The sequence below is a fragment of the Nitrospiria bacterium genome (assembly GCA_036397255.1).
Classification (GTDB): Bacteria; Nitrospirota; Nitrospiria; order DASWJH01; family DASWJH01; genus DASWJH01.
Genome location: DASWJH010000077.1, coordinates 1 through 25,089 on the forward strand (window position 1 = coordinate 1; position 25,089 = coordinate 25,089).

25 protein-coding genes and 1 pseudogene are annotated in these 25,089 nt (G+C 43.6%); 19 read left to right on the plus strand and 7 right to left on the minus strand.

The annotated features are described in order from the left end of the window. The 6 genes from VGB26_09980 to VGB26_10005 all read left to right on the plus strand — a co-directional run. Window positions 1-210 (plus strand): hypothetical protein (locus tag VGB26_09980; protein ID HEX9758115.1); only part of this gene is annotated, 210 nt, incomplete at its 5' end. 172 nt (window positions 211-382) lie between these two features. Continuing rightward, window positions 383-3,220, plus strand: coding sequence for a type I restriction-modification enzyme R subunit C-terminal domain-containing protein (locus VGB26_09985; GenBank protein HEX9758116.1), 2,838 nt, complete (start codon window positions 383-385; stop codon window positions 3,218-3,220). Next, a complete protein-coding gene (locus VGB26_09990) occupies window positions 3,217-3,750 on the plus strand; it encodes a transposase (protein ID HEX9758117.1) in 534 nt (177 codons plus the stop codon). Before VGB26_09985 ends, VGB26_09990 begins: the two co-directional genes overlap by 4 nt. A 142-nt stretch (window positions 3,751-3,892) precedes the next feature. Next, window positions 3,893-5,338: a restriction endonuclease subunit S gene (locus VGB26_09995; GenBank protein HEX9758118.1), complete on the plus strand. Its 1,446-nt coding sequence runs from the start codon at window positions 3,893-3,895 to the stop codon at window positions 5,336-5,338. A gap of 3 nt (window positions 5,339-5,341) precedes the next feature. Beyond that, window positions 5,342-5,764, plus strand: a complete 423-nt coding sequence (locus tag VGB26_10000; protein HEX9758119.1) for a hypothetical protein — start codon at window positions 5,342-5,344, stop codon at window positions 5,762-5,764. Between the two features lie 4 nt (window positions 5,765-5,768). Then, on the plus strand, window positions 5,769-6,536 hold the full coding sequence (locus VGB26_10005; protein ID HEX9758120.1) for a DUF4145 domain-containing protein: 768 nt from the start codon (window positions 5,769-5,771) through the stop codon (window positions 6,534-6,536). Window positions 6,537-6,974: 438 nt separating this feature from the next. Here the strand turns inward: VGB26_10005 and VGB26_10010 are convergent, their stop codons facing one another. The 3 genes from VGB26_10010 to VGB26_10020 all read right to left on the minus strand — a co-directional run bounded on the left by VGB26_10010 (window position 6,975) and on the right by VGB26_10020 (window position 10,526). Further along, complete coding sequence (locus VGB26_10010) at window positions 6,975-7,721, minus strand: hypothetical protein (GenBank protein ID HEX9758121.1); 747 nt, start codon at window positions 7,719-7,721, stop codon at window positions 6,975-6,977. Window positions 7,722-7,785: 64 nt separating this feature from the next. Continuing rightward, the gene (locus VGB26_10015; protein ID HEX9758122.1) at window positions 7,786-8,661 is read right to left on the minus strand and encodes a hypothetical protein; all 876 of its coding nucleotides are present in this window, start codon (window positions 8,659-8,661) and stop codon (window positions 7,786-7,788) included. A 752-nt stretch (window positions 8,662-9,413) separates the two neighbouring features. Further along, window positions 9,414-10,526 (minus strand): IS110 family transposase, encoded by a 1,113-nt coding sequence (locus tag VGB26_10020; GenBank protein HEX9758123.1) that lies wholly within the window; start codon window positions 10,524-10,526, stop codon window positions 9,414-9,416. Between the two features lie 435 nt (window positions 10,527-10,961). Here VGB26_10020 and VGB26_10025 point away from each other — a divergent pair, with 435 nt between their 5' ends. Genes VGB26_10025 through VGB26_10035 form a run of 3 tightly spaced genes read left to right on the plus strand, consistent with a single transcriptional unit; the run spans window position 10,962 to window position 12,030 of the window. Beyond that, window positions 10,962-11,360, plus strand: a complete 399-nt coding sequence (locus tag VGB26_10025; GenBank protein ID HEX9758124.1) for a hypothetical protein — start codon at window positions 10,962-10,964, stop codon at window positions 11,358-11,360. Window positions 11,361-11,364: 4 nt separating this feature from the next. Beyond that, entirely contained in the window at window positions 11,365-11,589 is a 225-nt protein-coding gene (locus VGB26_10030) for a hypothetical protein (protein HEX9758125.1), read from the plus strand. 39 nt (window positions 11,590-11,628) lie between these two features. Beyond that, complete coding sequence (locus tag VGB26_10035) at window positions 11,629-12,030, plus strand: hypothetical protein (protein HEX9758126.1); 402 nt, start codon at window positions 11,629-11,631, stop codon at window positions 12,028-12,030. A gap of 110 nt (window positions 12,031-12,140) precedes the next feature. Here the strand turns inward: VGB26_10035 and VGB26_10040 are convergent, their stop codons facing one another. Continuing rightward, window positions 12,141-12,431, minus strand: a complete 291-nt coding sequence (locus VGB26_10040) for a hypothetical protein (GenBank protein HEX9758127.1) — start codon at window positions 12,429-12,431, stop codon at window positions 12,141-12,143. Window positions 12,432-12,874: 443 nt separating this feature from the next. Here VGB26_10040 and VGB26_10045 point away from each other — a divergent pair, with 443 nt between their 5' ends. The 3 genes from VGB26_10045 (at window position 12,875) to VGB26_10055 (ending at window position 14,315) form a co-directional block, all read left to right on the plus strand. Then, entirely contained in the window at window positions 12,875-13,444 is a 570-nt protein-coding gene (locus VGB26_10045) for a hypothetical protein (protein ID HEX9758128.1), read from the plus strand. Between the two features lie 33 nt (window positions 13,445-13,477). After that, complete coding sequence (locus VGB26_10050; GenBank protein ID HEX9758129.1) at window positions 13,478-13,801, plus strand: DUF2007 domain-containing protein; 324 nt, start codon at window positions 13,478-13,480, stop codon at window positions 13,799-13,801. Between the two features lie 100 nt (window positions 13,802-13,901). Beyond that, window positions 13,902-14,315, plus strand: a complete 414-nt coding sequence (locus VGB26_10055) for an NFACT RNA binding domain-containing protein (GenBank protein ID HEX9758130.1) — start codon at window positions 13,902-13,904, stop codon at window positions 14,313-14,315. Between the two features lie 58 nt (window positions 14,316-14,373). Here VGB26_10055 and VGB26_10060 read toward each other — a convergent pair whose 3' ends face one another. Both VGB26_10060 and VGB26_10065 read right to left on the minus strand, forming a co-directional pair. Then, the gene (locus VGB26_10060; protein ID HEX9758131.1) at window positions 14,374-17,058 is read right to left on the minus strand and encodes an HAD-IC family P-type ATPase; all 2,685 of its coding nucleotides are present in this window, start codon (window positions 17,056-17,058) and stop codon (window positions 14,374-14,376) included. Between the two features lie 329 nt (window positions 17,059-17,387). Further along, window positions 17,388-18,128 carry an isoprenylcysteine carboxylmethyltransferase family protein gene (locus VGB26_10065; protein HEX9758132.1) on the minus strand — a complete coding sequence of 247 codons (741 nt, stop codon included), beginning with the start codon at window positions 18,126-18,128 and terminating at the stop codon, window positions 17,388-17,390. Between the two features lie 437 nt (window positions 18,129-18,565). On the opposite strand from VGB26_10065, the gene VGB26_10070 reads away from it, so the two are divergent. The 5 genes and pseudogenes from VGB26_10070 to VGB26_10090 all read left to right on the plus strand — a co-directional run bounded on the left by VGB26_10070 (window position 18,566) and on the right by VGB26_10090 (window position 21,126). Further along, window positions 18,566-18,961, plus strand: a complete 396-nt coding sequence (locus VGB26_10070) for a hypothetical protein (GenBank protein HEX9758133.1) — start codon at window positions 18,566-18,568, stop codon at window positions 18,959-18,961. A 408-nt stretch (window positions 18,962-19,369) separates the two neighbouring features. Beyond that, window positions 19,370-20,170 (plus strand): dienelactone hydrolase family protein, encoded by an 801-nt coding sequence (locus tag VGB26_10075; GenBank protein HEX9758134.1) that lies wholly within the window; start codon window positions 19,370-19,372, stop codon window positions 20,168-20,170. Between the two features lie 41 nt (window positions 20,171-20,211). Beyond that, complete coding sequence (locus VGB26_10080; protein ID HEX9758135.1) at window positions 20,212-20,583, plus strand: nuclear transport factor 2 family protein; 372 nt, start codon at window positions 20,212-20,214, stop codon at window positions 20,581-20,583. A gap of 176 nt (window positions 20,584-20,759) precedes the next feature. Then, window positions 20,760-20,963 (plus strand): annotated as a pseudogene (locus VGB26_10085) (RNA-binding protein). Between the two features lie 19 nt (window positions 20,964-20,982). Further along, a complete protein-coding gene (locus tag VGB26_10090) occupies window positions 20,983-21,126 on the plus strand; it encodes a hypothetical protein (GenBank protein HEX9758136.1) in 144 nt (47 codons plus the stop codon). Window positions 21,127-21,138: 12 nt separating this feature from the next. On the opposite strand, the gene VGB26_10095 is transcribed toward VGB26_10090, so the two are convergent. After that, window positions 21,139-23,385, minus strand: a complete 2,247-nt coding sequence (locus VGB26_10095) for a M1 family aminopeptidase (protein ID HEX9758137.1) — start codon at window positions 23,383-23,385, stop codon at window positions 21,139-21,141. Between the two features lie 96 nt (window positions 23,386-23,481). On the opposite strand from VGB26_10095, the gene VGB26_10100 reads away from it, so the two are divergent. Continuing rightward, window positions 23,482-24,699 carry a hypothetical protein gene (locus VGB26_10100; protein HEX9758138.1) on the plus strand — a complete coding sequence of 406 codons (1,218 nt, stop codon included), beginning with the start codon at window positions 23,482-23,484 and terminating at the stop codon, window positions 24,697-24,699. Window positions 24,700-24,806: 107 nt separating this feature from the next. Further along, the gene (locus tag VGB26_10105; GenBank protein ID HEX9758139.1) at window positions 24,807-25,064 is read left to right on the plus strand and encodes a hypothetical protein; all 258 of its coding nucleotides are present in this window, start codon (window positions 24,807-24,809) and stop codon (window positions 25,062-25,064) included. The last annotated feature ends 25 nt before the right edge of the window (window positions 25,065-25,089 follow it).

Below are 25,089 nucleotides of genomic sequence, written 5' to 3' on the forward strand. Positions count from 1 at the left end.
GGGGCCTGGATTTCCGCTTTCCCCTGCCTGCAAGTGCCCGCCGGACAGACGGGTAATGACGAAATTTACCCACTCACTTCCACGATGAGCCAGAAATTAAATCCTGGATTCCTGCCTGCCGGACAGGCGGGCCCGATAAAACCATTCGGGAATGACGAACTGGATTTTGCGGGAACCTCTAATACTTCAAAGGCTTCAACCACAGAATGACTTTGACTTGACCCTTGCCCTGTATGGACCTACCTTCAACCTTCCCCCTCCAACCTCCAACGATTTTTCAATGAAACCCCCTAAACATTATTCTTGAGATAAACCAAGGATTTCAATATACTTTTCATTCATTGGTTTTTCGTTTTCAAACTTCTTCGATTGAGAGACCGTTTTGGATCCGGAAGATAAAGCCCGCCAAGAAATAGATCAATCCCTCACGAAAGCCGGCTGGTCCGTTCAGGACCCGGATAAGGTCCATTTGATCTCCTCCCGTGGGATAGCGGTTCGCCATTTTTCATTGAAAAAAGGATTCGGCGAAGCGGATTATCTCCTCTACCTGGATGGAAAGGCGGCCGGGGTGGTGGAGGCGAAAAAGATCGGACATACGCTCACGGGTGTAGAGGTTCAATCCGGAAAATATAGCAAAGGTCTTCCTGCAAACCTCCCCGCCTATACCCGCCCCCTTCCTTTCTTATACGAAAGCACCGGAGAAGAAACCCAATTTACCAATGGCCTGGACCCTGATCCACACTCTCGCCCAGTATTTTCCTTTCACAAACCTGAAACCCTGATCACATGGCTTGAGGATGCTGGATTGGGTAACGTCCCCAGCGACATGGCTGCAGAGGTGGCCCCTGAGTATGGAAAACGTGGAAAAACCTTCCATGATCGTATTTGCCTCAATATGCAGGAACTGAGGAAGGAAGGGCTTTGGTCCGCCCAGATTACAGCCATCCAAAATCTTGAACACTCTCTCAAAGAAAACCGTCTCCGCGCTTTGATTCAAATGGCCACAGGGTCCGGAAAAACCTTTACTGCCATCAATATTGCCTATCGCTTGATTAAATTCGCCGATGCAAAACGGATCTTGTTTTTGGTTGATCGGGCCAATCTGGGAAAGCAGACCCTCAAGGAGTTCCAGCAATTTGTCTCCCCTTACAACAACTTTAAATTCCATGAAGAATTCATCGTCCAACCTTTAACGAGCAACACTTTGGACCAGGCGGCAAGAGTTTGCATCAGCACCATCCAACGCCTCTATTCCATGTTGAAAGGCCGGCCTTTAACCGAAGAGGACGATGAACAATCGCTGGAGGGCTTGGAAAAAGTCTTTAAAGAACCGGTTCCCATTGAATATAATCCTGCCATTCCCATCGAAACATTCGACGTCATCATCATCGATGAATGCCACCGGTCCATTTACAACCTTTGGCGACAGGTTGTGGAATATTTCGATGCCTATCTCATCGGCCTGACCGCCACGCCGGATAAACAAACCTTCGGGTTTTTCCGTCAAAACCTGGTCATGGAGTATAACCATGAACAGGCGGTGGCCGATGGGGTAAACGTCAATTACGATGTCTATAGTATCAAAACGGAGATCACACAAGGTGGCGGAACCGTCGAGGCAGGATATTATGTGGACAAGCGCGATCGGGAAACCCGTGCCGTTCGCTGGGAACAACTGGATGAGCCCCTAACTTATGGCTCCAACCAATTGGACCGTGACGTCGTGGCCGTGGACCAAATCCGAAAGGTGATTCAAACCTACCGGGACAAGCTCTTCACGGAGATCTTCCCCGGCCGCACACATGTTCCCAAAACCCTCATCTTTGCCAAAGATGACAGCCATGCCGAAGACATCGTAAAGATTTTACGCGAGGAGTTCGGCAAAGGAAATGATTTTGCACAGAAGATCACCTACCGGACGACGGGAAAAACCTCCGATGAGCTGATTGCGGAATTTCGTAACAGCTATCTTCCCCGGATTGCCGTAACCGTAGAATTGATCGGTACCGGAACAGACATCAAGCCGGTTGAAGTCGTAATGTTCATGCGTGATGTAAAATCGAGGAACGCCTTTGAGCAGAAAAAGGGCCGAGGCGTTCGTGTGATTAACAGTAACGATTTGCAAGCGGTCACACCGGATGCGGCTACAAAAGATCATTATATTATCATTGACGCAGTAGGTGTATGTGAGGGGGATAAAACCGATTCCCGTCCCATGGAGAAAAAACCCTCCGTTTCATTTGAAAAACTTCTTCAGGCGGTCAGCTTGGGAAATACCGAACCGGAAATTCTTACGAGTATTGCAAGCCGTCTCGCCCGCATGGAGCGAACCATCAGCCAGGAGGACCAATCGGAAATCGTCAGAATTTCAGGCGACCTAAGTATTAAAGATCTTTCCAGGTCTCTTGTGGATGCCGTAAATCCGGACCGGCATTTGGAAAAAGCCCAAATTGATAACGATACGAAAGAACCCAGTGAACAACAAATCCAACAGGCCGCTGAAAAATTGATCCAGGAAGCCGTCAAGCCCCTCTATAGCCCGGATCTTCGAAACTGCTTAATAGAAATCAAAAAGAAAGCCGAGCAAACCATCGATCATGTAAGCCAGGATCAGGTCATCGAAGCGGGATTCGATGCCACCGCTTTGGAGCGGGCAAGAGGCATCGTCGGGTCCTTCAAGAAATTTATCAAAGACAATAAAGACGAAATCACGGCGATACAAATTCTCTACTCCAAACCCTACAAACAGCGCCTTACCTTCGAAGCCGTCAAAGAACTGGCCGATGCCATCGAAAAACCCCCTTATCTTTGGAACGAATCACAACTCTGGAACGCCTATGCGGCTTTGGAACAATCCAAAGTCCGGGGAGCAGGCAAAAAAAGGATTTTAACGGACTTGGTATCCCTCGTTCGGTTTGCAATGCATCAAGATAATGAACTGATTCCATTTCCCGAGCGTGTGAATGCCAACTTTAACACCTGGCTGGCACAAACGATTCGTCATTCCCGCGAAAGAGGGAATCCAGAGCCTTTCACCCCAGAACAGATCAAATGGCTCGAAATGATCCGTGACCACATCGCCGCGAACCTCAGCATCGGAACCGATGATTTCGACTTCGCGCCCTTCATGCAGCAAGGGGGAATTGGCAGAGCGCATCAAGTATTTGGGAAGGATTATCAAAGAGTGATCGAGGAACTGAACGAGACGTTAGCAGCATGAGATATAATCCTGAAATCCATCATCGTCGTTCTATTCGAATCAAGGAATATGACTATTCACAGCCGGGTTCCTATTTTATAACGCTGTGCACACAGAACAGAGAATGTTGGTTCGGTGATGTGACGGACGGGAAAATGCGGTTGAACGCCTATGGTCAAATCGTTGCGGAATGTTGGCAATGGTTGTCCGAACAATACGCGCATGCGAATATGGATGAATGGATCGTGATGCCTAACCATTTGCATGGGATCATCGCCATCACCGCCGACGGTAGGGGCGGTTCGCGAACCGCCCCTACGGGTCCGGTCAAACAAAAACCCTTGGGCCGTTTAATCGGGGCATTCAAAACCGTTTCGACCAAACGAATCAATCAAATGCGTGCCTCTGCGGGTGTTCCGGTTTGGCAACGAAATTATTACGAACACATCATCCGTAACGAGGAGGATCTCAACAAAATCCGTCAATACATTCTCGAAAATCCCATGAAATGGGCCGAGGACACCGAGAATCCGAATACGGTAGGGGTTTGATTTCTCAAACCCGAATTGTAGGGGCGGTTCACGAACCGCCCCTACAAAACGTGACCCCATCCGTGTAGGGGTTCAAAATTTTGATCCCCTACGAGACACATTGTGTTCACCGAATCAACGAATTGAATGAGACGTTAGCAGCATGAATTTTTCCATCCCACACGATTGGATTATAACTCCATTAGGTGAGTTAGCTTCTGCTATTCAATATGGTTACACGGAAAAGGCTCAGACCGAGAAAATTGGACCGAGCTTTTTGCGAATTACAGACATTCAAAACGATACCGTTGAATGGAACCAAGTACCGTTTTGCATTATTGATGACAAAGAAAAAGAAAAATATCTTTTAAGAGAAGGAGATCTTGTTTTTGCCAGAACAGGCGCAACGGTCGGAAAGAGCTATTTGATAACCGGTTCAATTCCAGAATCTGTTTTTGCTTCTTATTTAATTCGTGTTCGCTTAAAACCGGATATAGAACCAAAATATATCTCGTACTTTTTTAGGTCCTCCGACTATTGGCGTCAAATTAGCAAAAGCCAATCTGGTATTGGACAACCCAACGTAAATGGTAAGAAACTTGCTCAAATTAAAATTCCTCTTGCCCCCCTCGACCAACAAACCCGCATCGTCGCGGAAATCGAAAAACAATTCTCCCGATTGGACAAAGCCGTTGCCAGCCTCAAGCACGCCAAATCCAACCTCAAACGCTACAAAGCCGCCGTCCTCAAAGCCGCCGTCCAAGGCAAACTCACCGAACAATGGCGCAAAAAGTATCCTGATGTCGAACCCGCCAGCAAGTTGTTGGAGCGCATCCTTGCCGAACGGAGAGAGCGATGGAAAGGTAAAGGAAAATACAAAGAGCCCGCTGTGCCAGATACGAGTATTCTCCCACCGCTACTGGAAGGTTGGATGTGGGCACGGCTTGAACAGATTGGGCTGATTTTCGGCGGGCTGACCAAAAACCCTAAACGAACCAAATTACCCAAAAAACTTCCTTACCTTCGGGTCGCCAACGTTTATGCAAACGAGCTCCGCCTCGATCAGATTGAGCGAATTGGGGTCTATGACGGCGAGTTGGACAAACTCCTTTTACAGCGAGGTGATTTGCTAATCGTTGAAGGTAATGGAAGCAAAGATCAGATTGGGAGACTTGCAATTTGGGATGGCTCAATCGATCCGTGTGTTCACCAGAACCACATCATTAAAATCCGTCTTGTAAACGTTGACATCGGGAAATGGATTTTGTTTTGGCTGCTGTCGCTACCGGGGCGACATTTTGTTGAGCGGGTAGCCAGTTCGACTTCTGGCTTGTATACACTAAGCGTGAACAAAGTCTGTTCTCTTCCAATCCTACTTCCACCCTGGGCAGAACAAAATGAGATAGTAGAAGAGGTGGAACGCCGATTGAGCATGGTGGAAGACCTAGAAAAAGAGGTAATAGCCAACCTCCAGCGCGCCGAACGCCTCCGCCAATCAATCCTCGCGCGAGCATTTTGTGGGAAACTGGTGTTTACATCCTTAGAACTCGACTTAAATTACACACAATTAGATAATCGGGCCGCTTCTGGGCCACAGAAACGGAGGTAGGTAATGAAAGCCGATCGAAATTATCCAGAAATCGTCGCGAAGGCCGAAAAGGCTGTTTCTGGAGTAAACGACCCTGAACTTAAGCGGGTTGCATTCCAGAAGATCTTGGATGATTTGCTTGCTCTGCAATCGGGAGCCATTCCTCTCAAGAGGGCAACTGGTCATGGTGCGCCGTCTTCTCGAAAAAAAGTGAAGGCGACCAGATCTGGGCCACGAGCATATATAGAGGAAATGGTGGCGGATGGATTTTTTAAGAAACCAAAGACGATGGCCCAAGTTAAAGCGGAATTAGAAAACCGTGGCCATCACATAGCTTTAACAAGTCTTAGTGGTCCTCTTCAAAAATTAACTCATCATCGCAAGTTAAGACGAAGCAGAACAAAGATCAAAGGGAATAAGCAAACGTTCGTCTACTCGGTGTGGTAATACGATGACCCGTAAGGCAAAAGCAGAAACGAAGTTGACACCACCATATCTATTAGAGCAACTTGTGCAGCGGGCCATGGAAGTCTCAAGGAAGGCACGAAAACATAGGCAAAAGCTTACATCAGACAACTTTTACTCGAATAAATTTGTGGAGCTCCGTGCGGAGGGTATTAACGCATTTAGAGATCTTTCAACCCAATCTCCTGGTGACGTTTCTGCAATGGCGGAAATGATCGAGGCGATTTTCTCGCCAAATACAGATCAAAAGAAAAGGGCGCAAATTGCACAAGAACTTGTTGTTTCGCTTAGAACTACATGGCGCAACCCAACCCAACCTGCAACGGATGTGGGGCACGACTCCATATTTCCACTTGCTATCCTTACACGGACGAGGCGAGGGTACTTAATGACAATCGGGCGTCAAATGAATGGTTGCTTTGGAGCAGACTGGTATGACGGTTGCGCAGTAATGATGCGTCGTATTTTAGAAATCGTTATCATAGAGGCTTTTGAACACAAGGGGTTATCGCAGAAGATAAAGGATAAAAATGGTAACTATTTTTACTTATCCGATCTCATTGGCGTCGCTTTAGCAGAGCCATGCATGACTTTGTCTCGTAATGCGAAGTCTGTTTTGCCTCAACTTCGTGAAATAGGAAATTCTTCTGCACATGGCCGATACTTCACAGCGCAAAAAAGTGATATAGAACGGGTTCGACATGGGTGTCGTATCGTCATAGAGGAATTTCTCCATCATGCAGGCTTGTTGTAGTGAGTGATAGTGTGTATTGACACGGAGGGAGGGTTCCGATACCAAGGATCTTTTTATAAATACGTCAGTCACTTGGTTTTTGAAAATGCAAAGCCTCACTTGGATGATGCCACCGTGATATTTGACGGAAGCGGAAGTAAAGCGGCCGGGGTCGGACCAAGGTACAAGGATTGAAATATTTATATAAGGATTAAAAAATGGCCCCAAAAAATGGGCTTAAACGGATCTTTTTGGGGTTAAAAAGTACGTTGTAAGGAATTCTTCTGTATCCGGGGCCAACCGGCATTATATTTCCTTCCTTCTATAACAATCTTTTTAGGGGTGGAAAAGGGGTTCTAAGAATCAAAAACGCCTGTATTTTGGAGGTTTAACATTTAGTTTCAGATTGTTAGCTTGGTCCGACCCCTATCAAAAAAGGCAACGTTAAATGCATACCAATCAATTCCTGACAGGCACCTCCGCTAAAGCAAATAAAAAACAGTCGCATCCAGCTAAAACTTCTTCGTCGGTCAAAGATTTACAACCGCCTTTTTCAGCTATTCGATCAATATCAGTTCTGTCGGGATTTCCTTCTCCATTAACCACCAAAGGTATGTGCTTAAATAATAAATTAAGACGATTGAAATAATTTGGCTCTGATTCAAGCCCACCAATAAATTTTCCATATTTTCTACAGAGGTATTCAACCTTTGCGGTCTCCTCTTCTGGGGCACTTATTCCTTGAGGTAAGGGAGATATATGGAATTTACCATTTGAAGTAAAAAACCCCTGCATGCGTCGGACATCATGGTGAACAATGAGTTTGTTTCTGTAAACTGTAATGCAATGGACAGGAAGAAGAACATGTTGTGGAATTAGGAAGGGAGGAAAATGTAATTTTAGAAAATTTTCCCGATCCCATTTTCCAAATAACTGGGTTACAGTAACTTTGATTAGAATGTCGCCAAACATGAAAAGGGCTTTCAATAAAGATTCGATAAAACTTTTATATATTAAATGGAGTTCTATTTCTGAATGTGGCGCATTATTATTTTTTAGATCGAAAACATCTCCTTTTCCAAGGTTTTTTTCACATTCTTTTATCAGGCAATAAATATTTAAAAAATCTCTATATGCAGACCATATTTGGGTTTCATCAAGGGTTGGAAAAAGTTTTTTTAAAGGAGCAGTTACCCTTGGTTCCAATTCCGATATATTCATAATAGCAATGGAAAATGTATAGGGTTTTTAAAAAGTGAGAAGGAAAATTTTATTCTTCCACTGTAATACCGGCTCTTCTAACATAGGAATCATATTCTTTTTGAAATTCACCATTAGCAATATTGACAATTTTCCCAAAATTGTAATTCCATGGAGTAATTGTAAGACAATCCATGGATTTTGGATATGGAATATAACACCTGCTCCCATCAATTGAGACTGTATAAATTTCTTTTATGGGAGAGGTTCCATGATAAATTGTGAATTTGACCGCATAAGCTGATGGATCAGGAAATCTCCTGGCCCAAGATTCTCCAAATTGATTAGGGTTGTTATCCCATGTGAGTTTAATATTTATTTGAACGTCTTTTTTATATGTGTATGACCGAGCTTGGTCAATGTAGATCCAATCCGAGGGGCTGGATTCTTCTATAATTTGCATGATAGAGTCTTCTGAGGTAGAACTATCAACCCAACCAGGAAAATATTTTTCCAGTAAAGACCGATTACCTGAGAGTTCTAAGCACAAATCCTCCCAAAAAAATAAATTTACCTCAAATTTTCCATTATTAATCCTTTGAAGTGAAAGAACCCGGACTCTTTCCTCAAGTTTTGTATCTCTTGATGCTGTTGTTGCGATCAAATACGAAATAAGAGGAGGGGTAAAATGTTCCGCTTCTAAAACTTCTCTTTCAATTTCTTCAAATTTTAAAGAATCTGTATTTTTGCATTGGGCTCCATGGTAACCCCTCGCTCCAATTTTTGAAGACCCGTAAATATCCACACCATTTTGTTTTTGTCCCTGCCTACCATTCCGCTTAATATATGGGTCTTGCCATAAATTTTTCATTATATCTGTGACAATATCTTCAAACTCATCCCAAGATTTTGGTTTTGGAAATTTTGATGTAGTTGGGGTTGGCATGTTTATCTTGAGCTTTAAATTTAATTGACCCTATACATATATACTGCATGATTTTAATTTTAACAACCAGTTATTAATTTTTTATTGCTGGATGGCCGGGGTTGGACCAAGGTAAGGGATTGAAATAATTATATGAGAATTAAAAAATGGTTCCCAAATCCGGCTTAAACAACCCTTTTTGAGGTTAAAAAGAGAGTTCTAAGGAACCCGCTGTTTTTGGTTTAAGAGCTGGCCTGTGACCTTTGGCAATTATTCTTTCGATTTCTTCGATTGGAACCATAACCGCCTTTCCAATTTCACATTCGAAATTTCCCGCTAAAAAATCTTCCTTTGGAAGGTAATAAAAAGGGGGTCAGGTTTGATGGCCTCGTAAAAAGTCCGTAACAGGACTCGTCCGTCATTCCCGTGGAAACGGGAATCCGATATGGTTGACATACGTCAAGAAGGAAAAAGTATCCTGTCCCCTTTTTCACGGGGTCCTGGTTTGACGATGAATCCAGGACACAAGCAGAGACGGGACCGATGATGCGACGTTTGATCAATCTGATATTCGCGGATTTGACCGCATGACTTGTCTTCGTCGCGGAGCTGCCTCGCTCTAGTGGCGGAAGTTCGGCTTTTGCCTGATTCCTTGGATTCCCCGAGGATTCTCCCGAAACGCGGTCGCGTCCCTGCTTCTATTCTGGATGCGTTATTATATGTTTTTGCTTGGATGTCCTCCTGTTGAAGCTCTTTGTTCTTAGATATTCGTCTTACTCATTGGGCACCGGAACTTGATTGGCAATGGCCCATATGAAGCCGGAAAGTTCTCGTGCGATGGCTGCGACAACCGTGTTTCTTGATTTTCCTTTGGCCATGAGTCTGCGAAACCGGCCACACAGCCGGATCTGGGCTTTCCAGGCGATTTCTCGAATCGGTTGTGGCAGCCCCTCTTGACGTTTGAGCAGATGTCGGCTGACACGAGCGGGATAGCCATAGGCGTGAGCGGCTTCTATGAGCACCCGGCGGACATGGCCATTGCCGGTTTTGGTGATGCCACCGCGGCGTGTACAATTGCCGCTGGAATGCTCAGAGGGAACCAGGCCCAAATAGGCCATGATCTGTCGGGGAGTCTGAAAACGGCCTAAGTCGCCGATTTCCGCAACCGTGGTGGCCGCAACAATCGGAGCCACACCCCGCAGTGCCTGAAGGGCTTCAACAACCGGCGCCATACGCCATTGGAGTAATAGCTTGTGGATTTGTTCGGTCAAACGCTCCACACGTTGTGTACATTCTTCAACGGCGTGAATATATTCTTGCAGCGTGATCTGCTGCGCGGGGTGTGGCATCTTGATGTCTGACAGCCAACGCATATGTGCGGATTTCCAAGAGGAGCTGCCTGAGTAACGAACACCGTGGCGCAGAAGAAATGCCCCTAACTGTTGTCGGGCCTTTCTCTGGGCTTTGCCCGCATCTTCCCGGGCACGGGTTAGATCCCGCATGGCTTCGTCATCCTCCCGGGGAACGTAGATGCTGGTCAACTCCCCGGCGCGATAGAGCCGGGCCAGCGCTTCAGCGTCACGGCGGTCATTTTTAATGCGATTGCCGCTTTTCTTGGGAATCATGGAAGGAGCTACAACAACACAATGAAATCCTTGCCTGCTCAGGTGACGATAGATCTCATAACCACAGGGGCCTGCTTCGTAGACAAACCGCAGTTCTCTATGGCTGCTTTTTAGTTTTCGGATGGCTTTATCCAGGGATGCCATATTGCCGCCTATTTTGCCAAAGTGCCGAACCTCACGACTCCCCGTGGTTTCGGCAATGACGATTTCGATGGAATCTTTATGTACATCCAAACCAACGATCGTGATAGAATCTTTCATGACCTGCCCTCCTTGTTTTTGGCCCTGTATTGGGTGCAACAACTCTCCCAATATAACCCATGTTGACAAGGGGCAGGTCTTTTTTTTTAAACTGTCAACCATTATGTCTAGAAGTCCTTGATTCTAAACAGGCTGGATTCCTGCCTGCCGGTAGGCGGGCCCGATTAAACATTCGGGAATGACAGGGGACGAGTTTCCCAACAGCCTGTTGGTGTCCCTTCCTTTGTAAGGAAGGGTTAAGGGAAAGTAGAAGAAGAGTCATTGCAAAGGGCCTTCCCATAAAGCAAATTTTTTTTCATTTCCTCCTTCGCCTTAAACCTCTAACCTCTATCCCCTTCCCCCTCTTTATCCCCGCTCCGTTGACTTCCTTAGCCCGATAGAGTTAACCAAGAATCTAAAAATTATAAATACGTTGCCTAAGAGGGTAAACCCAAATTGATTCAAGAAGAAGAAAATCTTCCACAAAACATTTTAAACAATGCGTTCCGCGCCCCAAATGGAGAACTGGCCTGGCCTAGGGATTCAATTAAGGAGGCACTAATTGAAATTGCCAAGTCCGGAATGGCAATTCTTGGGGGAGAAGTCTGGGGAATAATCAATGGAACAATTCAGGGGATACTCCCAAACAAGAACGTTTATGAACACCCCGGGGCGTGGTCCTGGGATACTCAGGAAAAGCTTTCCAGTGAAACATGGTCGGATTACTGTAACCGTTGTGTGAGAGAAAGCATTGAAGCCATTTCAGGTTTAGCGGTTGAGGATACCGTTCATCCCGATTTCAGGGATAAACTGGTTTTTAATGTTTGCTTTATAAAAAAAGGTGAAGAGGAATAGTTTCGTGGAACCAGTTGAAAAGTTAAAAATACTTTATAAAAATGGTGAAATTGAAATTCAAGGGAACCGGGAGGGTTTAAAAGATCTGGGTGAAATTTGTTTAGCCCTTAGCGAACTATCCGATGAAGAAGCAAAAACGGCTGCCAACCATGTTCATTTTGCGGATTATATGAATAATGCTGAAGACGGTTCAATTCCCACAACCGTCTTATTAAAACCTAACCTATAATTAGGTCCTAAACAGGGCGACATAAATTTTTTCTCGGTTATGCCAATAATCTTAAGAAAAGCCCTCGCCGTTTGGCTGGTAATGGTTGTCGCTGCCATTTTAAACGGAATTTTACGGGAAAAAGTGCTTTTACCTTTGTTAGGAAATCAAATTTCGCTTCCTTTAAGCGGCATTCTTCTTTCCATTCTCGTTTTTTTAATCACCTTCCTCTTTATTCCATTCTTTGGAAAGCTGGATGGAAAAACCTATATCGGAATAGGGATTCTATGGGTTTTACTAACTTTAGTTTTTGAATTTCTTTTTGGACATTTTGTGGTTGGAAAAACGCTGAAAGAAATTGTTCAGGTGTTCAATCTTTTTGAAGGGAATTTTTTCGTTTTGCCCTTGCTTACCTCCGCAGTTTCACCTTGGATTGCGGCAAAACTTCGGGGCTTCATTTAATGGAAATTCCTTTTTCGAAAGAACAATTTTTTGATGTGTTCGCCCGGTACAATGTGGGTGTTTGGCCCATGCAAGTAATTCTGGTCCTATTGGCCGTTTCGGCCATCGTTTTATTGTTCCGGCAGTTTCCCGTTCGCGACCGTCTCATATCGGCTGTATTGTCTTTTTTCTGGATCTGGATGGCCGTTGCTTAGCATTTTGTATTTTTTACCAAAATCAATACTGCGGCTTGGGTCTTCGGAACAATTTTTTTGGTTGGTGGGTTTTTGTTCGCTTGGGTAGGTGTTTTCAAGAACCGGCTTCACTTTGCCCTTAAAAGGGGAATCTTTCCCTGGCTTGCGGCGTTCTTGATTGTTTTTTCTTTGGTCATTTACCCGCTCCTTGGGATGGCCTTCGGCCATCGTTATCCCAGGGTTCCCACATTCGGTCTCCCCTGCCCTACCACCATCTTCACATTGGGAATTCTTCTCTTGGCATCCTTTCCTTTTCCAAAATCAGTATTTATTGTTCCATTCCTCTGGTCCGTGGTGGGCACATCTGCCGCATTCCAACTCGGAGTTCTTCAAGATTTGAGTTTGTTGGTCTCAGGTCTTCTGGGATTAAGGGGAATGGTTTATGGAACACTATTAAAAAAAAATGAAATATCATAAAATGAATTTGGTTTCTGGTTTGTTTTGTTTGTCATGTTAATATGGCTGGTATGGGTTCTTAAAAGTTACTTTTTGATCCTCTCTTCCTTTCCCATCCTATGCCAAACCCCTTGCAAGTCATTCCTAAAAATTTTAAGATGGTAATTTTCTTAACGGAAAAATCTGTCTGAAACCTAATAAAAATGAAGCCCCCGGTGCAAAAAAATATTTTTAATAACCTACTTCCAGTTTTTTCCTATTTGAAAGACCGGATTAAGACTTATTTTTGGTCACTGGTTTTTCGTGTACAGATTGCCGTTTTTTTAATTTTTTTGATCCCGATGCTGGTTCACGCCTCACCCGATGAGCCGGATCCCTTTGAGCCAGAATTTGAAAAAGAAGAATGGTATATTGGACCCCGGTTGGGATATTCGCCTTTTACCAGTATCGTTGGACTTGAAATTCAACATCGCCATTTTGCCTTGAGTTTGGGATTTCCCCCAAAAGTAGGTTTCAAATATTACTTTAAACCCTACCGACATTCATGGTTTGTGGGAGGAAGCTTCTCCTATTATAAAACAGATACTAAAGATTTCAGTGGAGATAAGACTGAAACGGAAGGGGGGGGCGGGGGAGGGTTTCGATGGCGTTGGGGAACCGGATGGGATTTCTCAATCAGTCTTTCGGTGTTATATGGTGAAGAAAAGGAAAAGACCGGTTCCCTGGTGAAAAAAAATAATTATATTGGTCTTAGACCTGGCATTACGGTCGGATATTCTTTTTAATGAAAACCGGAAAGGTTGGGGCTCCCCTACACCATGATTAAAATCTTCGTTTCACAGAGTCTTCCAGAGGTGGAATCGCTCAAAAATATCATGGAGCATTCTGATATTCCGTGCACCATTAAAAATCAGCAAACAGCCGGTTTAGCCGGTGAAGTTCCCTTTGTTGAGGTTTTTCCAGAACTCTGGGTATTGAGGGATGAAGATCTAGAAAATGCCAAGGATATTTTGGAAAATTGGGGTAAAGCCAAACCGGCCCAGGAAAGGGAATGGCTCTGTCCAAACTGCGGAGAGACCATCGAAAAAGAATTTACTGCCTGCTGGAACTGCGGGACCGATCAACCCCTTGAGGATTGGTAAAAGTTTTGCTTCCTGTAGACCAGACAATTCACCCTTTGGAGTAAAAGAAAATGAACCCAATGGTCAACAGGTTAGATTCCTCCAAACCTAAAGAAAAAACATGAGCCGGTCTAAACCACGAATTATTGCATATATCCTTCCCGGTGAATGGATTGTACTGGCAGGAGCATCCGATTCCGATAATGATTACCTCAGCATTACCCTTGCTGATCCCGATGACTGGTGGTTTCATGCAGATGGGGTTCCCGGAAGCCATGTCATTTTGCGTGCAAAACCCGATGAAGAACCCAGTCGGGAAACGCTTCTACAAGCCGCTGGGGTGGCCGCTTACCATAGCAAGGCCCGCAAAGCCAAAACGGTTCACGTTCATCAATCCCGTGCAGGAAATGTGAGAAAACCAGGGGGAGTAAACGTAGGAACGGTTCAAGTCTCCCGGGGAAAAACCCTGAAGGTTCACCCCGATATCAGTTTTGCCACCCGAATCCAAGTGAGAAAACTGGGGTTATTGGGTTAATTCGGTTTTGCCAGTTTACCTGGTATATAGGGTTAATCGGATTGATTTAGTTTTCTCATTACCCCGAAAAATATTTTTGAAGAAAGGCATTGCCCCGCCTTAAACCCGCTTTTCTAAGTTCGTCTCCAAAAAGAATTAAAAAGGCAAAGGGTAAAGCCAAAGCCATCTCGAAAGGAGTCAAAGACGTAGAACCGAAAATTCTTTGAGCCACGGGGATATGGGTAATCATCCAAACTAAAAGTATTTCGGATAATATCCCTAACCAAACCAGTCGGTTTCCAATAATTCCTTTTTTGAATAACGACTCCCTTCTCGTTCTACAAACTTGTACGTTGACAATCTGGCATATCACAATACTCACAAAAAACGCAGTCACAGCCTTTAAGTATAAGGGGTCGGTATAATTTAATTCCTGGCCCCAACTCCATCCCCCGGAAAATAAAACATAGAAATAGGAAAAAAAACCTGCCGCGGCCTCAATCATCCCGATTACCCCGTAGGACATGAACAGCAGGCTTCGGGAAAGTAGCCGTTCATTCCGTGGCCTGGGGGGCATTTTCATAACATCGTCTTCCGGACTCTCCACCCCCAATCCCAGAGCCGGCAATAGATCGGTTCCCAGATCAATGGCCAGGATCAACACAACGGTTAAGGGAAGGGGAATACCGAAAACGACAAAGGCAATAAAGGGAAGAATTTCCGGAATATTACTGGTTAGGATATAGGCAATAAATTTTTTTATATTGCTGAATACGGTCCGGCCCTCTTCAATTGCATTAACAATGGTTTCAAAATGATCATCCAGTAAAACCATATCGGCGGCTTCCCTGGCAACCTCGGTTCCGCTTAACCCCATCGCAACCCCCATATCCGCGTGTTTTAAGGCGGGGGCATCGTTGACCCCATCCCCCGTAACGGTTACAACCTCCCCCATGGACTGTAGTGTCTTCGTGATTCTGAGTTTTTGAAAAGGAGAAGTTCTGGCAAAAATTATTGAATCCTTTTTCAGAAACTCCTTGAGTTGAGGTTCATCGCAGGAGTCAAGCTCAATACCGGTCATCAGGTTCGCCTTTTGGTCTCCCACCAGCCCAGCCATTTTAGCCACTGCCTCAGCCGTGGCACCATAATCTCCGGTAATCATGATTACTTTGATCCCTGCCCTTTTGCAGGTGGAAATGGCCTCGGGAATATCTTTTCTCAGGGGATCATTCATCCCGATCAAACCCACAAAAATAAAGTTTTCCTCCACACCGGAGAATTCATGGTTCAAGGCTAGGGCCAAAACCCTTTCCCCCCGATTGGCTAGGTTCCTGTAATAACCTCTAATATTTTCCTTTTGGCTTTCATCAAAACCTTCCATTTTTCCTTGATGAAGAATACGGGTGCATTTTTCCATTACCACCTCGGGGGCCCCTTTCAGGTAAGCGGTTTTTTTGTCTCCCACCTTGTTAATGGTCAACATCCTCTTTTTAACCGAATCGAATGGAAACTCCTCTATCCTTTCATTCTCGTTGACCACCTGGTGAATGTCCCGGAACCTTTGTGCAAACTTTAAAAGAGCGACATCCGTGGGATCACCGTGAAAATTTCCTTTTGCGGAAACTCTGGCATTGTTGCTCAAAATGGATATTCTAAGAAGCTCGTCCATTCCGGAAATTTGATCCATCCCGTCTTCCTTTGCCAATTTCTCATCACCATCTAAAACCAGGGTGTTCACCAAAATCCGGTTCTCAGTCAGAGTACCGGTTTTATCGGTGCAAATTATGGTGGTAGACCCCAATGTCTCCACGGATTCGAGGCTCTTGATCAGGGCCTTTTTTTTGGCCATTCTCTTGGAGGCCATGCTCAAGCTCAGGGTAACCGTAGGCAACAATCCTTCGGGAACATTGGCCACAATGATGCCGATCGCGAAGATCATGCTGGCCATCAGTCCACCGCCCAAAAAGATACCCACCGTAAAGAATGTGATACCCAATCCGATGGCTATGGTTGAAATAATCCGAATAAAATAGTTCAATTCCTTTTTCAGGGGACTGTCTATTTTTTCAGTCCTTTTGGTCAGTTTAGCGATTCTCCCTAGCTGTGTGTCCATTCCGATGCCGTAGACCACCGCTTTTCCGTGTCCGGATAAGACCAGGGTTCCGGAGAAGACCATGTTTCTGGATTCGATGATATTCTCGTGGGTGCACTCAAGTGTCCTTAATTGAGGTTCGAATTCCCCTGTCAGGGAAGAGTGATCTACTTTCAGGGAATTTTCCTCAATGAGCCTTCCGTCCGCGGGCACCCGGTCTCCTTCTTCCAGAAAAATAATATCCCCCATTACCACCCCCTTTGCCTCTATTTTTTTCCTGGTTCCATCCCGCAAGGCATCTATGGTAACGGGCATCATTTTATGAAAACTTTCAATAATTTTCTCGGACTGGTATTCCTGAATGAAGGTAAAGATGGCGTTGAGGATGACCACCCCAGTTAGGGCCCCCGCGATGTAGATATTCCCCTCTCCGGGAGATAGTTTTTCTGCAATAAAGGCAAGCAAAGCACCAATCCACAAAAGAATGGCAAAAAAATTAACCAGATGTTTCCCAAATTGAAAAATAAGGGGTGGCTTCCCTAAAGCCTCAAGGAGATTGAGCCCTTTCTCCTTCTGTCTTTTCGTTTTCTCCTGAGAAGTTAGGCCGGATGGCGAGGAGGCTAACTGTTTAAAAAGCTCATTAAGATCAATACGGTGGGCTTTGCTTTCCATGGGAATGGCTAAAAAACAATGTTTGAAGGTTTTGTTTTTATAGGGATTTTTTTAGTACAGCAATTTGAACCTTTTGAATGCCTAAAATCTGCTCCCTTTCATTTTCCTAAATTTTTCCTCCCACTTCAACTTTTTGACTGATCGAAGAAATAGGATATGGGTTAAATGTACTTGAAAAATTATATTTCTATAAATCGGTTAAAGGGAAGAAATTAAAAATTCTGAGGTAATAAAAAAACTTTTGGATGGTTTACAGTTAGAAAAAACTGAAATGATTCTAATAAAAACTATGTTTTTATTCCTTCAATAATGAAGCCGGTTCTATTTTTTTACCGGCCCTCAACGGAAAGAAAATCCGTTTTCTTTTTTAAGACTCTTAGGACCACAAATAAAATTAACCCTGTAAAAAAAAGGACAGCCCAACCCAATTCGAATATAAACCTTCCTTTCAAAAACAGATCCCCGACCACTTCAAACAAAGTAAAAACCGATATAAGCCCAAACCAACTGGAATATTCCCTCTTTAGAACCGTCTTAAAAGAAAAGGGCAAATTTGGAGGAGTCCAGCGTTTAAATTTCGGAAAGAAAAAGGGGGTTTGACCCGCCCAAGCAAGATAGGCCTCCCCAAATTTCTTTTGTAAAAAAGCCTCTTCCTCAAAAATGATTCGCTCATAATAAAGAAAAAAAACCAACATATAAATTAATGCAATCCACCCGGTATGAACAAAAAAAACCACACCCAGACCAATAACGAAATTTGCTAAATAAAGTGGATTCCTGGTTGCGGAATAAATACCGGTCGTAATAAGGCTTTCTGCAACCTGTTGTTGGGTATTTCTTCCCGAGGTTCCTAAAGGAGCATGGCCAACCGTATAAGCTCGAACACCCAAACCTATAAACGAAATCATTAAACAAAACAACTCCCACCAATCGTCATAGACTTCACTATTGCCCATATATTCAAAATCCCTTAAACCAACCAGGACCAGGGAAATAAAAATTAATGGAAGATAGCTTCTCCAACGGAAAAGCCAATTACCTGTTTTTACAAAATCCTCCTGAAGCGTCATACTCTTTCCTTTGGTTTATAAAATTACCACCATTCAACGTTTTTTTGGGTAGTTTCCGAGATTTTTCTCGATAAAAATAAAAGAAAATGCTATCCTTAAGGATTTCTTTTTTTTTCTTATCGAGGGATAATACCCTGGGAGAACCTGGTTTGGAAAGAGATAAAATTTTTGGGCATCTGGCCCTAAATTTTTCGGAAGAAAGGTTTTAAAATGGAACAACAAAAAAAAATACCCAGAAATTAATGCCCGGTTCTATCGGGTCAATAAAAGAAATGGTTTATTCCTTCTTTACTAATCATTCAATGAAATCTAGGCAAGGATTTAATTATATGCAAAAATAAATATAACTCCTTTACGCTTTTCATTTTTTAAATGACCTTTTTGACCAATTTATGAAAGGAGAGTATAAATTAAAAAGCGAAAAAATGGAGAGAATTATGAAAAAAACTAAAATCTTGAGCAGCTGCACCCTTTTGGTTTTTCTGTTTATCTTTTCAGAACACCCTATCTGGGCAAATGACAAAGGTCAAATGACTGCCGAGGAAAAGGTGATTTGGCAGCTCGAGGCAATAAAGGATGACAGCTACCCGCGTTTTATTCAATATGGCAATAAAGCGTTTAAAGAATTCTATGACGAATGGCATTTTGATTCAGTTAAATTAAGCGATCGAAGTAAGATTTTAAAAGGTTATCAACTGAAATACCTTGGCGCCATTAAAAGAATAGGAATGACAGAGCCTCTTTGGAAAGTGAACTTTTCCGGTGAAAAATATGAAATTTTAGCCAGGATAGTTCTATCACACGGAAAAGTGGTTGGCTTTAACCTAGACTAAAGAAACGATCCTTTTTTCCACACGAATGTTTTAACATTGAAATTGCCACCGGGTTAAAAACAACTCTTTTCTAAATTTTCACCCATCGGTTATTCAAAATTTAATTACAAATTTCACCAACCCAATTGAAATAATTTTTATTTCTAATATTTAAACCACCTCTTCACATTTTGTTTAATAAATTTGACTAAAACATAATAATGGGTCATATTGCTTATAAGTTGTATGCCTTAGATCCAATTTAAACGGCTCTACAGTAGAGAGATGATGGTATACAGCCGAGTGCTTTAAAATTTTTCTGCAAAATAACTATTCGATAACCTAATGGCTGATCTCCCCCTTGAAAGGGATTAGGGAAACTATTTATTTATATTAAACCTTTTTAAATGGAGGGTTTAAGGGAAAAATATGAGAATTTATTTTATGATTTTCGGTCTTTTCTTTTTGGCATCCCATGTTTATGGGCAGGAATTTGCGGTAGAAAAACTCCAGAAATCCCCCCGGCACAATGAATGGGTAAAAGTTCCCTCTAAAGACAGGACCATTCATAGCTTTGTGGCATACCCAGAGAAACAAGAAAAAAGTTTAGCAGTCATTGTGATCCATGAAAATCGGGGTCTTACAGACTGGGTCAGAAGTTTCACGGACCAACTGGCGGCGGCAGGCTACATTGCCATTGCCCCCGACCTATTATCGGGCTTCGATAACCAACACACCCAAACACGCGATTTTAAAAATTCCGACCAGGCCCGTGATGCGATATACGAACTGAAACCCGACCGGATCACACAAGACCTTCAAGCCGTCCAGGAGTTTATTTCCAAAGTCCCGGGCTCCAATGGAAAAGTAGTGGTGGCCGGGTTTTGTTGGGGAGGGTCACAAACCTTTCGTTTTGCAACCCATTCCCCCACCCTTTCAGCAGCTCTTGTGTTTTATGGAACAGCGCCAACCTCCGAGGAGAGCATCCGAGCAATTTCCGCACCGGTTTACGGGTTTTATGGTAAAAAGGATCAACGGGTTAACGCAACGATTGCAGACACGCAAAAATTAATGGAGAAATACGCTCGAATTTATGACGTGGGAATTTACAAAGGGGCAAGCCATGCGTTTATGAGATATGGCGATGACCCCGAAGGCTCCCCTGAAAACAAAAAAGCCCGAAATGATTCATGGACTCGAATCAAAACCATTTTATCGAAAATCCAGTAAATAAAAATTTCCTTTTAAAACCCAACCCAATAAGCGAGCCAATGGATAAAAACTCATTTCAACGAGCGGTTGAAGCAAAACAACTTGATCAAATTGTGGGCACATTTGCAGAAAATGCGGTCCTCAACAGCCCGGTAAGCTTTAAACCAATCAAGGGACGTCCGGCAATCCGTCAGCTTTTAACCATCCTTTTAAAGGTTTTTCAAGAATTTCGATATACTGATCAGCTCAAATCCAACGATGGAACCCTCGGCCTGGTTTTCCATGCAAAAATTGGGAACCGCCAAATCGAAGGGCTGGATCTTTTACGGTTTGATGAAAAAGGTTTTATCCGGGAATTGACTGTAATGGTACGCCCCCGATCGGCCATTGAAGCACTTCAAAAAGAGGTTGGGTCCCTTTTAGCACCATAAAAACAGACCCCTCTATTCGAACACACTGATATTAGTTTTTTAAAAAAATATGATTAAGTCATTGACCTATCAAAAAAAATCAGTTATACCTACAATCCAGCAAAGAACAGAACTTTCTACGCCTCTAAAGCGTTAGCTGTTTTTCGGATCAAGGACACCTTTAAAAGGAGATCAACGTGAATATATTTGTAGGAAATTTGGCCCGCGATGTCTCACAAGAAGATTTGCTGAAGGCTTTTGAGGAATTTGGCGCGGTCAACTCAGCGAATATCATTAAAGACAAATTTAGTGGGGAATCAAGAGGTTTTGGATTTGTAGAGATGTCCTCTCAAGCCGAGGCCAAGGCGGCCATCGAAGGCCTAAATGGAAAAGAGCTAAAGGGAAGAACACTCAACGTTAATGAGGCCCAGCCCAAATCAGATAATCGACGCGGCGGTAGATCCGGACCTGGTGGTGGTGGTCGTGGAGGCGGTGGTGGTCGTGGTGGCGGTGGTGGTGGCAGGGGAGGTCGGGGGCGTTTCTAACCCAACCCTAAAAGCTTAAGTGAATACCCCCTCATTTTCCCGTCTGAAAAAAATGAGGGGGATTAATCAAAGCCTTTCTTGGGGCTAAGGACCCTTCCATTTCTAAAGAGGTTTTTCCGTCCATTTGGGGAATGGAAACCGACATCGGAGAATTTAAGATCGGCCATTCCCCTTTAACAATGTTAGAAGGGCTGTCCCCTTCAAACCCCAAATACCCATATTTCCCGTAGTGAATTATCTTCCGCCCCAGGCCAGGAATGGCTTTATCATTTTCGGTTCCCACCCAGGTCATTGCCAAATTTGGGTTGGTGGGATGGTGGGAAACCAAAACAATAGTGTGTTGGTCTTTCCTAAGTTTTGCCTTGGGAAGGAATACCTCTAAGGCGTTAAAAGAAACAGAATAATCCGAAATACTTTTTATCATTGCAGACCGGAACCGATTTTCCCATCCGAAAATCCAAAGGGTTCGATCATGAGGAAGTTGATCGATTTCAGAATCCCATTTCATTTCAATTTTGCCAGGGCGTGATTTTTTCCATGATTCTGCAAGTTGCTGAAATCCTTTCCTGATTTTTTTCTCAGACCGGGATGGAAGAAGAATAATGCTGTTTTCCCCGCCATAGGCCAAAGACAAAGAAGGAGGAACCTCCTTTCGGTCCAGCCGGCGAAACACATCAAATTCAGGATCCACCTCAATCCTGAGAGGAAGATGTTCAAAACCAAATTCAAATTTCACCTGTTTTTGGTCCATTAAAATAGTGGTTTGAAACGCTTTTTTTTCCCCTTTCAAATATACTGCAATAGGAATAAGTAGCCGATAGACAGGTTCCGGTTGGGTCTGCTCCAAAACTGCGCGGAGATAAAATTGATCTCCTTCGGCGCGTAAATTTACGCCATGGATTTTGATAACCGGTGATCCAGTCCGCTTCACCCACTGGTCCAGTTCGAAGGATAAATCCTCCCCAGAAACACCGGAAAAGAATTTTTGAAGGTTTTGAAAGGTCGCCCGCTGAAACCGGTGGGCATGATAAAATTTTTGCAAACCTTGAATGAAATTTTTATCCCCCAATTGTAGGCGAAGCATATGAAAAAACATAAGGGTTTTTCCATATCCTATCGCTTGCGATAACGAACCATGACGGGCCCGAAACTGAATCAAAGGAAAATCCCTCCCCTCATGAACATAATCCGTGTAATTTTGTAAAATAGACCGACGATACCCCACTGCACTCCCTCTTTGCTCATGAATCAGATGATCGGCCAGATAAGTGGTCAACCCCTCACTCCAATTGCCTTGTTCAAAATCCACAAACACGCCATTTCCCCACCAGTTATGCAGAATTTCATGCGGATAAGAGGAATGAAGAATAAACGGTAAACGGATGACCGTAGGCCCTAAAAGGGTAAAGGAAGGCATCCCATACCCCGTTTCCCAAAAATTTTCCACCAGGGCAAATTTTGAATAGGGATAAGCACCCAACAGGTTGCTATACATTTCTAAGTATTGCCCCGTAGTTTCCAAATAAGTGTTGGCTAAATACTCATCCGGACTCCTGAGAAATACCAGGGCTTTAACCTGTCCAAAATCTTTTGAATATTGGGTAAACTTTCCTCCAATCAGGTAAATCTCTTCTTGGGGTTCGGGGGATTCCCACTGCACGCGAAAAACATTTTTCTTTCCCTTTTGAAGGACCTGTTTTCCTTGGCTGACAAAACCCCAATCCTCGGGGGCACTCACCTCTAAGGAAAAAGATAGGAAAACTTCTCCGAAATGGGGATACCAAAAACTGGTTCCAGCCAAATAAATTCCTTCCTCTGAAATCAGCCCGGGGGTTTGAGGAGAACTTTGGGCATCCGCTTCACTCAACCGGGAAATGGGATGTTTGATTTCACCGGTATATTCCAAAACAAAAGAATTTGTGCCTGGGGGTAACTTTACCGAGAAAAAATTCAAAGGGACTAAATCCCCAAGCCCAACACCAGGAAAAGAACCTTCAATTTTAGGGGAAGAAGCATTCTCTGTGGATTTAAGAACCACATTGGGGGTCATGGATTTAGGTTTTAGACCCTTATGGAGAATGAATTTGATTGTGGTACCGTTTGTTTGGATTAACCTTTGAGGAAGTGAAATGGTGTCCTCCACACAAATTTCACCCTTCTCTGGTTTTAATTCCACTCTAAAATCATGGTGGATCAGGTCTTTGCCAAAAAGTTGGCCAGGATGAAATAAGGCAAGTAAAATAAATAAATATAAAAAAAGGCTTCTCAAAAGCGTCATGGGACACCTCATTTGGAAAATGTACCTTGACCTCCTTGAGAAGTCAATCTCCGGTGGTCTTCCCATCCCTTGCATGTCTTAACCCAAAGGGTTAGGATGAATAAAAAAATAATAATACCCTCCTGGGGTTTTAAAGAATTTAAGATTTTTTCCGTGCAAAAAAATCCTCTCATGGGCAAACATCCGAAGGTTCGTTCAAAAACACCTCTCAGTAAAACAAAACTTATCATTTTTTCTATTTTACCGACCCTTTTTTTGATGCTTTTTCTTGAGGGTGGTTTTAGAATTTTTGGTTGGGCCGTTCCCGCCATTCAAAGTCTTCCTCTTCCAGGTGAGTATGAAGGTTTATTTCAAATAGACGAGGATTTATTTTGGGCTCTTTCTCCAAATTTGGATATTTTATTTGAAGGAAAACCGGTGAGAACCAACAGGCTGGGCCTTAGATCCCCAGAAATCACCCCAAAACAAACCGGAGAATTCCGTATCCTTTCTTTGGGGGAAAGTTCAACCTTTGGGACAGGGGTGGCCAATGAAGAAACCTATTCCTTTCAATTAGAAAAAAATCTTCAAGAAACGGATTGGAATCGGCCCTATCGCGTGATCAATGCGGGGGTTCCGGCTTACTCCTCTTTTCAGAGTCTCGTTTACCTGAAAGAAAAAGGGCTTGACCTAAAACCAGACCTGATTTTGTTCTATCATGAGATCAATGACTATTTCCCTTCTTCCCTTCGGGATTCAAGCAACAATGAAATTGGAATTACCCGTTCCGATCCCCAACTTTACCAATTACGTAAAGGAACCTTTTCCAGCCGATTGGCTTCTTTATCAGCCATTTACCGGTATTTTCTGTTGCAAAAAGCAAAAAGGAATATTGAAAAAATCCAGGGAGGGTTTGTCATCAATCCGGTGATGAATATCGGACTCCCCGATATCGGACTTCATCCCCGGCTGGTTAGCCAAGGTGAAAACGGGCTACGATTTTCAGGATTAAATGAAAAAGCCCTTCCCTCTCGTGTTCTACCAAAAGAAAGACTGGAAATACTTCAAAACCTGCGTTCAATTGCCCGAGAAAATAATATTCACCTTTTGATCCTCCATCCTTCATACAAAGACTCAGATCCCCATGATTGTCTATTAACTCGGTTTACAAAAAAAGAGGAGGTCCCTATGTTTGAGGCCCATAATGTTTTACATCCTCCCGGTGCTGACCCCCAAACACTGTTCGTAGATTCCTGGCATCCCAACCCGTTAGGTCATCAACGATTGGCTGAAGGGCTCTCCCAAATGATTCTCCATGAAATTAATAGGCAATAGATTTTATTTATAATATTGAACCTTCATTTTTTTATGCCACCATCGCTGTTAGATCACCGGGGCACTTGATGGAAAAATATAACCCCTTTAAATATTGGAATAAAAATATGGCTCATCGTGGAAGTGAGTGGGTAAATTTTGTCATTACGCTCCTGTCCGGAGGGTACTTGCAGACAGGGAAAAGAGGAAATCCAGGCCCTTCCCGTCATTCCCGCGAAACCTGTCCTCGAATGACTTTATCGGGGAGCCGGAATCCAGAAGATGTTGATTTTTTGAATCCTGGATTCCCGATAAAACCATTCGGGAATGACGAACTGGATTTTGCAGGAACCTCTAATACTTCAAAGGCTTCAACCACAGAATGACTTTGACTTGACCCTTGCCCTGTAT

What these genes read in the sequence shown, in the direction of transcription:
- VGB26_09990 (HEX9758117.1), top strand. Translation starts at nt 3,217, where the DNA reads ATGAGATATAATCCTGAAATCCATCATCGTCGTTCTATTCGAATCAAG.
- VGB26_09995 (HEX9758118.1), top strand. Translation starts at nt 3,893, where the DNA reads ATGAATTTTTCCATCCCACACGATTGGATTATAACTCCATTAGGTGAG.
- VGB26_10000 (HEX9758119.1), top strand. Translation starts at nt 5,342, where the DNA reads ATGAAAGCCGATCGAAATTATCCAGAAATCGTCGCGAAGGCCGAAAAG.
- VGB26_10005 (HEX9758120.1), top strand. Translation starts at nt 5,769, where the DNA reads ATGACCCGTAAGGCAAAAGCAGAAACGAAGTTGACACCACCATATCTA.
- VGB26_10015 (HEX9758122.1), bottom strand. Translation starts at nt 8,661, where the DNA reads ATGCCAACCCCAACTACATCAAAATTTCCAAAACCAAAATCTTGGGAT.
- VGB26_10020 (HEX9758123.1), bottom strand. Translation starts at nt 10,526, where the DNA reads ATGAAAGATTCTATCACGATCGTTGGTTTGGATGTACATAAAGATTCC.
- VGB26_10035 (HEX9758126.1), top strand. Translation starts at nt 11,629, where the DNA reads ATGCCAATAATCTTAAGAAAAGCCCTCGCCGTTTGGCTGGTAATGGTT.
- VGB26_10040 (HEX9758127.1), bottom strand. Translation starts at nt 12,431, where the DNA reads ATGGCCGAAGGCCATCCCAAGGAGCGGGTAAATGACCAAAGAAAAAAC.
- VGB26_10050 (HEX9758129.1), top strand. Translation starts at nt 13,478, where the DNA reads ATGATTAAAATCTTCGTTTCACAGAGTCTTCCAGAGGTGGAATCGCTC.
- VGB26_10055 (HEX9758130.1), top strand. Translation starts at nt 13,902, where the DNA reads ATGAGCCGGTCTAAACCACGAATTATTGCATATATCCTTCCCGGTGAA.
- VGB26_10060 (HEX9758131.1), bottom strand. Translation starts at nt 17,058, where the DNA reads ATGGAAAGCAAAGCCCACCGTATTGATCTTAATGAGCTTTTTAAACAG.
- VGB26_10065 (HEX9758132.1), bottom strand. Translation starts at nt 18,128, where the DNA reads ATGACGCTTCAGGAGGATTTTGTAAAAACAGGTAATTGGCTTTTCCGT.
- VGB26_10070 (HEX9758133.1), top strand. Translation starts at nt 18,566, where the DNA reads ATGAAAAAAACTAAAATCTTGAGCAGCTGCACCCTTTTGGTTTTTCTG.
- VGB26_10075 (HEX9758134.1), top strand. Translation starts at nt 19,370, where the DNA reads ATGAGAATTTATTTTATGATTTTCGGTCTTTTCTTTTTGGCATCCCAT.
- VGB26_10080 (HEX9758135.1), top strand. Translation starts at nt 20,212, where the DNA reads ATGGATAAAAACTCATTTCAACGAGCGGTTGAAGCAAAACAACTTGAT.
- VGB26_10090 (HEX9758136.1), top strand. Translation starts at nt 20,983, where the DNA reads ATGAGGCCCAGCCCAAATCAGATAATCGACGCGGCGGTAGATCCGGAC.
- VGB26_10095 (HEX9758137.1), bottom strand. Translation starts at nt 23,385, where the DNA reads ATGACGCTTTTGAGAAGCCTTTTTTTATATTTATTTATTTTACTTGCC.
- VGB26_10100 (HEX9758138.1), top strand. Translation starts at nt 23,482, where the DNA reads ATGAATAAAAAAATAATAATACCCTCCTGGGGTTTTAAAGAATTTAAG.
- VGB26_10105 (HEX9758139.1), top strand. Translation starts at nt 24,807, where the DNA reads ATGGCTCATCGTGGAAGTGAGTGGGTAAATTTTGTCATTACGCTCCTG.